The sequence below is a fragment of the Photorhabdus akhurstii genome (assembly GCF_019090985.1).
GTDB classification, from domain to species: Bacteria; Pseudomonadota; Gammaproteobacteria; order Enterobacterales; family Enterobacteriaceae; genus Photorhabdus; species Photorhabdus akhurstii.
On the sequence record NZ_CP020335.1, the window covers coordinates 3089259 to 3102782 of the forward strand.

Here is a 13524-nt window from a genome sequence, read left to right on the forward strand (position 1 = left end):
GGTGATTTAAACAGCATAGACAACGGTAATTCAATCCCCAACGCCACTAGCCGGTTCATCATCCGCACCGCCAACAGCGAATGGCCGCCCAACGCGAAAAAGTTGTCATACCGGCTAATTCGTTCAACGCCCAGTAATTCACGCCAGATAGCTGCCAATGTGATTTCCATCTCCCCTGATGGAGCGGCGTAAATCTGCCGGGCAATAGCCTCTTCCCCCGGAGCCGGTAGCGCCCGACGGTCCAGCTTGCCATTCGGGGTCAGCGGGAAGGCATCCATACGTACAAACGCAGTCGGCACCATATAATCCGGTAACACTGCACTTAAGTGAGTACGCAGACGACTGACCAACTCTTCATTCGCTTCTGCCGCCACATAAGCCACCAACCGTTTGTCCTGACCATCGCCCAACACCAGAACAACGGCTTCACTCACCACCGGATGTTCCATCAGCCAGGCTTCGATTTCTCCAAGCTCAATGCGGAAACCACGGATTTTCACCTGCCGGTCATTACGTCCCAGGAATTCCAGATTGCCGTCCGGCAGGTAACGGGCCAAATCCCCGGTCCGGTACAGGCGGGCATCCGGTTTATCACTAAACGGATCTGACAGGAAACGTTCCGCAGTCAGTTCAAGACGATTAAGATAGCCACAGGCAACCCCATCTCCGCCGATATAAATTTCCCCTTCCGCTCCCAACGGCACTAGCTGACCATTGGCATCCAACAGATAAACTCGCGTATTGGCTATCGGTCGGCCAATGGGAATTCTCACCACTCCCGACGGTAACGCTGTAATACGGTAGGTGGTGGTAAAGGTGGTGCCCTCACTTGGTCCATAGCCATTTAATAACTGTTGCGGCGGGCTATCACGCAGAACTTGCGCCATCACATGCGGGTCCAACACATCGCCGCCGACAATCAGGATTTTGAGCTGCGGAAGAGCTGGCGACAACTCTGCCGCCAGCCGGTTAAACAGCCCGACACTCAGCCACAGTACGGTAATGCGATAACTCTGTAATGCTTGGGTAAACTCTTTGGGCGTTAGCACAGTCGCATGATCAATCACCACCAGCGTACCGCCATTGAGCAATGGCGCCCAAACTTCAAAGGTGCTGGCATCGAAAGCCGGATTAGCCTCAAACGCCACCCGATCATCAGGCCCAATTTCAGCGTATCCGTTATTAATCACCAGCCGAACCACCGCCCGGTGCGACACCATTACCCCTTTGGGTGTGCCGGTCGAGCCAGAGGTATACATAATATAAGCCAGCTCAGTACTTGAGCGGGGCAAGTCAGGATTGCGGTAATCTTCCGCCCTAACAGCGCCGATCTCATCAATCAAGTTAACCGGGATATCAGTAAGCAATAACTTGGCTGAACAGTCGGTTATCAGCCAGTGCTTCCGCTCGTCCGGTACCCGGGGATCGATCGGCACATAAACGGCCCCGGCCTTGAGGATAGCCAACTGAGCCACCACCAGTTCAATAGAACGCTCTAACTGCACAGCGACCCGGTTATCCGGCAGGATCCCCTGCCCAATTAACCAGTGAGCCAGTTGGTTGGCACGGGCATTTAATTCGGCATAGTTGAGAATGTGTTCTCCATACACCAGCGCTATCGCATCAGGGGTATTTTCTGCCTGTTGTTCAAATAGCTGGTGAATACAACGCTGGTCAGGATATGGCGCCTCAGTCGCATTCCAGGTCTCCAGTAACAACCTCTTTTCTGCTGCCGGCAAAATATTCAGTAACCGTATTGGAGCTTCCGTCTGTTGTTCAAGCGCTTGTATCAGACTTTCCAATGCCTGTTGCATATAACCACATATCCGCTCTGGATCAATCGGTTGAACGATTTGTGCCGTCAATCCCAGAGCATCACCAAAATCCTCCACTGAGAGCACCAACGGATAGTTCGTTCGCTCTTGCCCGCCCAGAAATTCAATACCGCTGATGATTTCATCCGTGGCTATCGGCGACGTACTATGCCGGTAGTTCAATAAGGCGCTAAAGAGCGGAATTTCATTTTGTACCCCACTGCAACGTTGAGCCAACGCCAGTGACGCATGTTCATGCTCCAGCAATCCGGCCAACCGGGTATGGGCTAACCGCACACTCTCCTGTACCGAGGTATCATCTATATCCAGCCGCAACGGCAGAGTGTTGACAAACAATCCCATGCCGCTGTCAGCCCCTTCCCCGGCCTGCATCCGCCCAAACAGTACGGTGCCAAACACCACTTTCGCCTGTCCACTGGTACGCGACAACACCTGTGCCCAGGCCAGATGACACAACGCAGCCAAACTGACACCCAGACGCCGGGCCTGGTTACGCAAGCGGTCATTCAACTCAGGCGTCAACATTCGGTGCGACTCCGCCATTTGTGAACCATCCCGATGGACTTCCGTCAACCCGAATGGCAGCGTTGGTTCATCCACTTCAGCCAACATGTCAGTAAAGAAACGGGTATGCTCGGCCTGACTCACCCCCAATCGGGCTTGCGCCACCAAATTGCGGAAAGGGACTGGCGCGGGCAGACTATCTTCCTGTCCGGCAAGATAAGCCTGAACTTCACGGTTCATCACTTCCAGCGTCGTATGGTCGCCAATCAAATGATGCAACAATTGTAATACGCTCCAGCGGCCATCCTCCTCCTGAGCCACTACAAAATGCAGCAAAGGTGCTCGTTGCAGATCAATACGATATCGACGCGGATCAAAACGTTGAGCTAACTGGTCACGGACTAGCCCATCAATCGGGTTCAATGTCAGTTCGGTGACTAACAATGAAGCCTGACGCCAGACCACCTGAACCGGCGTGGACAATCCTTGCCAGATAAAAACTGTACGCAGAATGTCATGACGGTTAATCACCTGTTGCACTGCCACCAAATAGCCATCCAACAGGGCTCGGTCAGTAAAGACCATCTGACCAGCCAGCAAATACGGGTCGCCTTTATTCGCCAGCAAATGGTGGAACAGAATGCCATCCTGCAACGGTGACAGGGCATAGATATCCTGAATATTAGCCACTCCACCCGGCACTTGTTCCACGATATGGTCAATCTCAAGTTGGGTCAGCTCAATCAACGGCAACATCGCTGGTATAAGTTCCGTAGTCTCCGGGGTAATGACATTCGCCGGTACCACCACTGCCTGTGATTGCCCTACTGTTTGGGCAAATTCAGATAACACTGGAGATTGGAATAAATCCCGCACCGCCAGGGGTAACCCTACATTACGCAGACGTTCAACCATCCGTACCGCCAGCAACGAATGACCGCCCAAAGCAAAGAAACTGTCATGCCGACTAATTTGTTCAATGCCCAACAACTCGCACCAGATAGCGGCCAATAGGGTTTCTGTCTCCCCTCGCGGCGCTTCAAAAACCTGACGGGCAAAAGCTCCCTCCTGCGGCGCAGGTAACGCCCGACGATCCAGCTTGCCGTTCGGCGTCACAGGGAAGGTATTCAGACGCACAAAGGCCGCCGGCACCATATAATCCGGCAAAATGGCTCTTAGATGAGCATGTAAGCTGTTAACCAGCCGATCATCCACTTCTGCCACCACATAAGCCACCAACCGTTTATCCTGACCGTCGCCCAAAGCCAGCACCAGCGCTTCACTCACCGCTGGGTGTTCCAGCAATCGAGCTTCGATTTCCCCCGGCTCAATACGGAAACCACGGATTTTCACCTGCTGGTCATTACGGCCCAGGAATTCCAGATTGCCATCCGGCAGGTAGCGGGCCAAATCCCCGGTCCGGTACATCCGGGCATCGGATTCACCACTAAACGGATCGGCCAGAAAACGTTCCGCCGTCAAGTCAGGCCGGTTGAGATAACCTCGCGCTACCCCGACACCGCCAATATAGAGCTCACCGACTGAGCCTAACGGTACCGGCTGACCGTCAGTATTCAGCAAATAAACCCGCATATTAGCTGTCGGACGCCCAATAGCAATGACACCCTCAGTGTAGTCTAACGGACAACGCCAGGTAGCTGCACACACCGTGATTTCCGTTGGACCATACGCATTAAACACCGTTGCTCGACGACTCAGTGCTTGAAGCAGCGTTGCGCTGGGCGCTTCACCACCGAGTATCAACGTCAGTCTTATTGTCATCTCCGGCACATCGGTCCCCTCCCGAAGTAGGGCCGGGGTCAGGCAAGCATGGGTTATCGCCTGTTCTTCCAGATAATGCCAGAGATAGCGGGGGTCCTGACGAACCGTATCGGCAGGGATAGACAAAATAGCCCCGCTACACAACGCCATCATGGTTTCCCAAACACCAGCATCAAAACCAAATGAGGCAAACTGCAACATTCGGCTACCCGGATGAATATCAAACTGAACAATTTTTCCTTGAATCAGGTTAACCAAACCACGATGTTCGACCATCACCCCTTTGGGTATACCGGTCGAACCGGAGGTATAAATCACATACGCCAGATGTTGTGGAGTCAATACCGATATCTGCGGGTTGCTATTTGGCTGGTCAGGCAATGAATTTGGGTCCAGTACAGTCAGACCTACCAGTACCTTTTCGCCTAACGCGGTACGTCCAGCATCATCCGCCAGCACAATAACCGGCGCAGCATCGGTTAAAATATGAACCAGACGTTCCCCCGGATAGGCCGGGTCCAGGGGTACATAAGCACCACCCGCTTTCAGTACTGCCAGCAGCCCCACTATCCGCGCTGGCGAACTCGCGACACAGATTGCCACCCGCTGATCCGGTACCGTTCCTAACGTAATCAGTTGATGCGCCAGCCGATTAGCACGGGCATTTAATTCGGCATAACTGAGGACTTGCCCTGTATACATCAGTGCCGTGGCATCCGGGGTTCTCTCTGCCTGTTGCTCAAACAGCCGATGAATACAACAGTGAGCAGAATACGGCATTTCAGTTGCATTCCAGGTTTCCAATAACAGCTTGCGCTCCGCCACGGTCAGGATATTAATTTCCCCGACCGACTGTTGAGGATTAGCTGCCATCTCTCGCAGTACGGTATGGAGATAGCCCACCTGCCGCTCAATGGTAGCTTGATCAAATAGCGCGGTGGCATAATTCAGATAACCGACAATCTGGCCTTCCACCTCAAACAAATTCAGCTCAAGATCAAACTTAACCACATCAAAAGCTTGCTCAACCGGTGAAACCGCCACTCCCGGCAGTTGCCATTCCGTGTTCTCATTGTTCTGCCAGGCAAACATCACCTGGAACAACGGGGTGTGCGCCAGTTGGCGCGGCGGTTGCACGATTTCCACCACCTGTTCAAATGGCAGGTCCTGATGTTCCTGTGCCGCCAGCGCAGTTTGTCGTACACGTGCCAGCAATTCCGCCACATTTGGCGCGCCGGATAAATCCATCCGCAACGCCAGCGTATTCACAAAGAAGCCAATCAAGGATTCCACTTCCTGACGCCCGCGACCAGCACTTGGCGTACCGATAACCAGATCTTCCTGACCTGACAGGCGTGACAGCACTGTTGCCCAGGCAGCTAACACAGTCATAAATAACGTGACGCCCTGTTGCTCACTCAGGCGTTTAAGAGATTGGGTTAACTCGGTATCCAGACTGACGGGCAATAAAGCCCCGGCAAATGACTGCTGAGGCGGACGAGGACGGTCAGTAGGTAAATCCAGCAGAACCGGTGCATCAATCAGTCTCGCACGCCAATAATCAGATTGAGATTGTATGCGTTCAGCCGACAACCATTGACGTTGCCAGGCGGCATAATCAGGATACTGAATCATCAACGGTGGCAACGGATCTGACTGCCCCGCCAGAAACGCGGTATAAAGAGTGCTCAATTCACGCATCAATACACTGACAGACCAACCATCAAAAACAATATGATGCAGGGTCAGCAAGAAAACGTGATTATCATCAGCCAGTTGTACCAGACTGGCACGAATTAATGGGCCACAGGCAAGATCAAATAGTGTTTCAACTTCCTGAGCAGAGAGGGACGCAAGCTGCGCATCCACATCAGGCGTGTCACGCAGATCATATTTTCTCATCGGCAAGCCTGATGCCGCTGGCAACAACTCCACCTGCGGTTGACCATCGACAGCAACAAAGACAGAGCGCAACGCTTCATGGCGGGCAAACAGTGTATCAAGCGCCTGTTGCCAGGCGGCGATATCCAGCCGACCATGTAGACGTAAGGCCAGCGGAATATGATAAGTCTCACTCACCCCGTCAAACTGGGTCAAGAACCACAGACGCTGTTGCGCAAATGACAACGGCAATTGGCTCTCACGAGATAACGGAACGATAGCGGGTAATATCCTGTCCGATTCACCAAACTGGGCGCTTATCGCTTCAGCAAAAGTGGTTAAAACAGGGAATGTAAACAACGTGGACAATGGCAATTCAATCCCCAATGCCGCTATCCGGTTCATCATTCGTACTGCCAACAACGAATGGCCGCCTAAAGCGAAAAAGTTGTCATATCGACTAATCCGCTCGACACCCAGTAATTCACGCCAGATAGTCGCCAATGTGGTTTCTATCTCCCCTGACGGCACAGCGTAAATCTGCCGGGCAAAATCTTCCTCCCCTGGAGCTGGTAATGCCCGCCGATCTAGTTTTCCATTTGGCGTCAGCGGGAAGGTATCCAGACGTACAAAAGCGGCCGGCACCATATAATCCGGTAAAATCGAACTTAAGTGAGTACGCAGATAATTGACCAATCCCTCATCCACTTCTGCCACTACATAAGCCACCAGCCGTTTATCCTGACCGTCATCCATCACCAGCACAACCGCTTTATGCACTGCTGGGTGTTCCAGCAATCGGGCTTCGATTTCCCCCAGTTCAATGCGGAAACCACGGATTTTTACCTGCTGGTCGTTACGACCCAGAAATTCCAGATTACCGTCCGGCAGGTAACGGGCTAAATCCCCGGTGCGGTACATCCGAGCATCTGGAATATGACTAAACGGGTCTGCTAGGAAACGTTCAGCCGTCAGTTCAGAACGATTAAGATAGCCACAAACAACGCCATCTCCACCGATATAAATCTCACCGGTTGCTCCCTGCGGCACCGGCTGACCATAAGCATCCAACAGATAAACCCGTGTATTAGCTATCGGTCGACCAATGGGGACTCTCGCCACTTCTGGCGATAATGCCGTGATTCGGTAGGTGGTGGTAAAGGTAGTGCCCTCACTTGGTCCATAACCATTCAATAACTGTTGCGGTGGATTATCACGCAGAACTTGCCTAATCACATGTGGATCCAGCACATCGCCGCCGACAATGAGGATTTTGAGCTGCGGGAGAGCCGGGGACAACTCTGCCGCCAGACGGTTAAATAGCCCGACACTTAACCACAGCACGGTAATGCGATAAGTCTGTAATGCCTGAACAAATTCTTTAGGCATTAGCAACGTGGCGTGATCAATCACCACCAGTGCGCCACCATTGAGCAACGGCGACCAAACTTCAAAGGTACTGGCATCGAAAGCCGGGTTAGCTTCAAACGCTACCCGATCATCCGGCCCGATTTCGGCGTACCCATTATTAATCACCAGCCGAACCACTGCCCGATGCGGTACCATCACTCCTTTAGGCGTGCCCGTTGAGCCGGAGGTATACATGATATAGGCCAGTTCAGTACTGGAACGTGGCAAGTCAGGATTGCGGTTATCTTCCTGCCTGATAGCACCCATCTCATCGGCCAGACAAAACCGGGGGATCGCCAAATCAATCGGGATATCGGTAAGCAATAACTTAGCTGAACAGTCGCTTATCAGCCAATGCTTCCGCTCATCCGGTACCTGGGGATCAATCGGCACATAAACGGCCCCGGCTTTTAGGATAGCCAATTGAGCCACTACCAGCTCAACAGAACGCTCTAACAGCACAGCAACCCGGTTATCCGGCTGAACCCCTTGCCCAGTTAACCAATGGGATAGTTGGTTGGCACGAGAATTTAATTCGGCATAGTTAAGAATGTGCTCTCCATACACCAATGCTATCGCATCAGGAGTGTTTTCTGCCTGTTGTTCAAACAGTCGGTGAATACAACTCTGGTCAGGATATGGTGCCTGAGTCGCGTTCCAGGTTGCCAATAACAGTTTCTTCTCTGCTTCTGGCAAGATATTCAGTGCCCGTACCGGTGTCTCCGGCCGTTGCTCAAGCGCCTCTGCCAGACTTTCCAACGCCTGTTGCATATAACCACACACGCGTTTCGGATCAATCGATTGAACAATTTGCGCCGTCAGCCCCAGTGCGTGACCAAAATCCTCCACCGACAAGACAAACGGATAGTTAGTTCGCTCTTGTCCGCTAAGGAATTCAATACCGCCGATGGTTGCATCCGTGGTAACCGGATGCGCACTATGCCGGTAGTTTAGTAATGCGCTAAAGAGGGGCGTTTCCCCCGGCACCTCACTGCAACGTTGGGCCAGCGCCAGTGAGGCATGTTCATGCTCCAGCAATTCAGCTAACCGAGTATGGGCTATTCGTACACTGTCTCGCAACGGGGTATCATCTATATCCAGTCGCAACGGCAAGGTATTGGTAAACAGCCCCATTCCATTGTCAGCCCCTTGCCCTGCCTGCATCCGTCCAAACAGCACGGTGCCGAATACCACTTTTACCTGTCCGCTGGTACGCGACAAAACCTGTGCCCAGGCCAGATGGCATAAAGTTGCTAAACTAACACCCAGACGCCGGGCCTGACTACGTAGACGATCATTCAGTTCAGGCGTTAACATCTGGTGCGATTCCATCACCTGTGAACCATCCCGATGGACTTCCGTCAACCCGAACGGCAGCGTCGGTTCATCCACTTCAGACAACATGTCAGTAAAGAAGCGGGTATGTTCGACCTGACTCACCCCCAACCGGACTTGAGCCACCAGATTGCGGAAAGGGACCGGCGCAGGCAAGTTTTCTTCCTGTCCGGCAAGATAAGCCTGAATCTCGCCATGCATCACTTCCATTGTGGTATGGTCGCCAATCAGATGATGCTGCAATTGCAGTACGCTCCAACGGCCATCGTCCTCCTGCGCCACTGCAAAATGCAACAGTGGCGCTCTTTGCAGATCAATACGATAGCGACGCGGATCAAAATGTTGAGCTAACTGGTCACAGGCCGATCCATCAACCGGGTCTAGTGTCAGTTCAGTGACTGATAATTGAGCCTGACGCCAAACTACCTGAACCGGCGCGGATAATCCTTGCCAGAGAAAAGCGGTACGCAAAATATCGTGGCGATTAACCACTTGTTGTACTGCCGCCAAATAGTTGTCCAATAAGGCGCGGTTAGCAAAAACTATCTGACCAGCCAGTAGATACGGATCGCCTTTATTCGCCAACAAATGGTGGAACAGAATACCGTCCTGCAACGGTGATAAACCATAGATATCCTGAATATTGGCAACCCCACCCGGTACTTGTGCAACGATATAGTCAATTTCAGGTTGAGTCAGATCAGCCAACGGCAACATATCAGGTGTGAGTGCCGTGGTCGCTGGGGTAATGACATTCGTCGGCACCACCACCGCCGGTGATTGCCCTACTATTTGGGCAAATGCCGATAACACCGGGGATTGGAATAAATCACGCACTGCCAGCGTTAACCCCGCATTACGCAAACGTTCAATCATCCGAACCGCCAACAGCGAATGTCCTCCCAGTGCAAAGAAGCTATCATGCCGACTGATCTGTTTAATGCCTAACAACTCGCTCCAAATATTGGCTAGCAGAGTTTCTGTTTCCCCTCGTGGCGCCGCATAAACTTGACGGGCAAAGGCATCTTCTCCCGGTGCTGGTAGCGCCCGGCGATCTAGTTTGCCGTTCAGTGTTAACGGGAAGGCATCCATACAAACAAAAGCGGCTGGCACCATATAATCCGGTAAAATCGCACTTAAGTGAGTACGCAGACGATTAATTAACTCCTCATCCACTTCGGCCACCACATAAGCCACCAGCCGTTTGTCCTGACCGTCGCCGAGCGCCAGCACGACCGCTTCACTCACCGCCTGGCATTCCATCAGCCGGGCTTCGATTTCCCCCGGCTCAATGCGGAAACCACGGATTTTCACCTGCTGGTCATTTCGGCCCAGGAACTCCAGATTGCCATCCGACAGGTAACAAGCCAAATCCCCGGTGCGGTACATCCGGGCATCTGGAATATGACTAAACGGGTCTGCTAGGAAACGTTCCGCTGTCAGCTCAGAACGATTGAGATAACCCCGTGCCACACCAGCCCCGCCAATATAGAGCTCTCCTACCGCGCCTAACGGTACTGGCTGACCATACTTATCCAGCAGATAGAGGGTTAAGTCCGGGATACGCGTGCCAATAGGGCTCGTTGTCTGTTCTGCATCATGGCGAGTCAGAGCCCGGTAAGTGACGTGAACCGTGGTCTCGGTGATACCGTACATATTCACCAACTGAGGCAACGTCTCCTCACGCAGGGCATACCACGGCTTCAAAATACTCGGATCGAGGGCTTCCCCGCCAAAGATGATATAGCGCAAGCAGTCCGGTAACGGATTGGCGACATAACTGGCAATAAAGGCTTTGAAGGCACTGGGGGTTTGATTCAACACCGTGATACCGTGCTGACACACGAATTGATGCAGCTCTTGAGGTGAACGGGCAATCGCGTGCGGAACCAACACCAGTTTAGCGCCGTAGCGTAACGCTCCCCATAATTCCCATACCGAGAAGTCAAACGCTATGGAATGGAACAGGCACCAAATATCTTGCCGATTAAAGCGATACCAGGATTCAGTCGCATCAAACAAACGCTGAATATTACGATGTTCCACCATCACCCCTTTCGGCGTGCCGGTCGAGCCCGAGGTGTAAATGACATACGCCAGATGTTGTGCCGTCAATGCCGGCACCTGCGGGTTACTGTCCGGTTGATCAGGCAGATTATTCGGGTCAAATACCGTCAGCCCTGCCAGCGCGTCCTCTCCCAGCGCCTCACACCCGACTTTATCCGCCAGCAAAATAGCAGGGGCAGCATCAGTCAGGATATGTGCCAGGCGCTCACCGGTATAGACCGGATCCAGCGGCACATAGGCGCCACCGGCTTTCAGCACCGCTAATACCCCCACCACCATCGCCGGTGAACGTGACACGCAAACCGCCACCCGTTGGTCCGGCGTAACGCCCAACGCTATCAGTTGATGCGCCAGACGGTTGGCGCGGGCATTGAGCTCAGCATAGCTGAGACTCTGTTCTTCATATACCAGTGCTGTGGCATCCGGGCTTTTCTCTGCCCATTGTTCAAACAGTCGATGAATACAATCGTGATCTGGATACGACGTTTCGGTTGCATTCCAGGTTTCCAGCAACAGCTTTTTCTCCGCTGTCGGTAAGATATTCAGTGCTCGTACCGGTGTTTCCGGACGCTGTTCAAGAGCCTCCGCCAGACTTTCCAGCGCCTGTTGCATATAACCACATATCCGCTCCGGATCAATCGGTTGAACAATTTGCGCCGTCAATCCCAAAGCATGACCAACATCCTCTACGGACAAGACAAACGGATAGTTAGTGCGTTCTTGTCCGCCCAAGAATTCAATACCGCTGATGATTGTATCCGTAGTAACCGACTGCGCACTATGTCGGTAGTTCAGCAAAGCACTAAAGAGGGGCGCTTCCCCCGGTATTCCACTGCAACGTTGAGCCAGCGCCAGTGAGGCATGCTCATGCTCCAGCAATCCAGCTAACCGGGCATGCGCTGCCCGTACACTGTCCTGCACCGAGGTATCATCCATATCCAGTCGCAACGGTAAGGTATTGATAAACAGCCCCATGCCGCTGTCACCTCCGTGCCCTGCCTGCATTCGCCCAAACAGCACGGTGCCGAACACCACTTTCTCCTGCCCACTGGTACGTGACAACACCTGTGCCCAAGCCAGATGACATAACGTAGCCAAACTGACACCCAGACGTCGGGCCTGACTGCGCAGACGATCATTTAACATAGCGGGTAACATCCGGTGCGATTCCGTCACCTGCGAACCATCCCGATGTACCTCCGTGAACCCAAATGGTAGTGTTGGTTCATCCACCTCAACCAACATGTCAGTAAAGAAACGGGTATGTTCGGCCTGACTCATTCCCAGACGAACTTGAGCCACCAAATTGCGGAAAGGGACCGGCACAGGCAAGTTCTCTTCCCGTCCGGCAAGATAAGCCTGAACCTCGCCATGCATCACTTCCATTGCAGTATGATCACCAATCAGGTGATGCAGCAATTGCAGTACGCGCCAATGACCATCCTCTTCCTGTGCTACCACAAAGTGCAACAATGGAGCTCGTTGCAGATCAATACGATAGCGACGTGGATCAAAATGTTGAGCTAACTGGTCACGGATCGGCCCATCAACCGGGTCCAATGTCAGTTCAATAATTGACAATTGAGCCTGACGCCAAACCACTTGAGCAGGCGCTGATAACCCTTGCCAAACAAAGGCGGTACGCAGAATATCGTGGCGATTAACTACTTGTTGCACCGCCGCCAGATAACGATCCAACAATGAACGATCAGCAAAGATCATTTGGCTGACCAATAGATACGGGTCACCTCCATTCGCCAGCAGATGGTGGAACAGAATACCGTCCTGCAACGGTGACAAGGCATAGATATCCTGAATATTAGCCACCCCACCCGGCACTTGTTCCACGATATGGTCAATTTCAGGTTGGGTCAGCTCAATCAGCGGCAACATCTCAGGTGTAAGTACCGTGGTCGCCGGGGTAATCACATTCGCCGGCGCCACCACCGCCGGTGATTGCCCTACTGTTTGGGCAAATGCCGATAACACCGGGGATTGAAACAGGTCACGCACCGCCAGCGTTAGTCCAACATGGCGCAGACGTTCAATCATCCGCACCGCAAGCAGAGAATGGCCGCCTAGGACAAAGAAACTGTCGTGCCGACTGATCTGTTCAATACCTAACAATTCGCTCCAGATAGCGGCCAATAGGGTTTCTGTTTCTCCCTGCGGTGCTTCATAAACCTGTCGGGCAAACGCTTCCTCCCCCGGCACTGGTAATGCCCGACGATCCAATTTGCCGTTTGGCGTCAACGGGAAAGTATCCAGACGTACAAAGGCCGTCGGCACCATATAATCCGGTAAAATGGTACTCAGATAGGTATGCAGACGGTTAACTAACTCCTCGTCCGCTTCTGTTACCACATAAGCCGCCAACCGTTTGTCCTGACCGTCGCCCAGTACTTGCACAACCGCTTCATGCACTGCCGGGTGCTCCAGCAATCGGGCTTCGATTTCCCCTAGTTCAATACGGAAACCACGGATTTTCACCTGTTGGTCATTACGACCCAAGAACTCCAAATTGCCGTCTGGCAGGTAACGGGCCAAATCCCCGCTCCGATACAGGCGGTCATCCGGCTTATCACTAAACGGATCTGGCAGAAAACGTTCCGCGGTCAATTCAGGACGATTGAGATAGCCACAGGCAACCCCATCTCCACCGATATAAATCTCACCGATTACTCCCTGCGGCACTAACTGACCATAGGTA

The 13524-nt window shown here is 52.8% G+C and carries 1 protein-coding gene (cut by both window edges); it reads right to left on the minus strand.

All 13524 nt of this window come from inside a single coding sequence — locus B0X70_RS13465, non-ribosomal peptide synthase/polyketide synthase, on the minus strand. Of the gene's 49116 coding nucleotides, 21887 precede the window and 13705 follow it; the stretch shown corresponds to coding positions 21888-35411, spanning codon 7296 (partial) through codon 11804 (partial); the first complete codon in reading order (the gene reads right to left) occupies positions 13521-13523. Both codon boundaries (start and stop) fall beyond the window edges.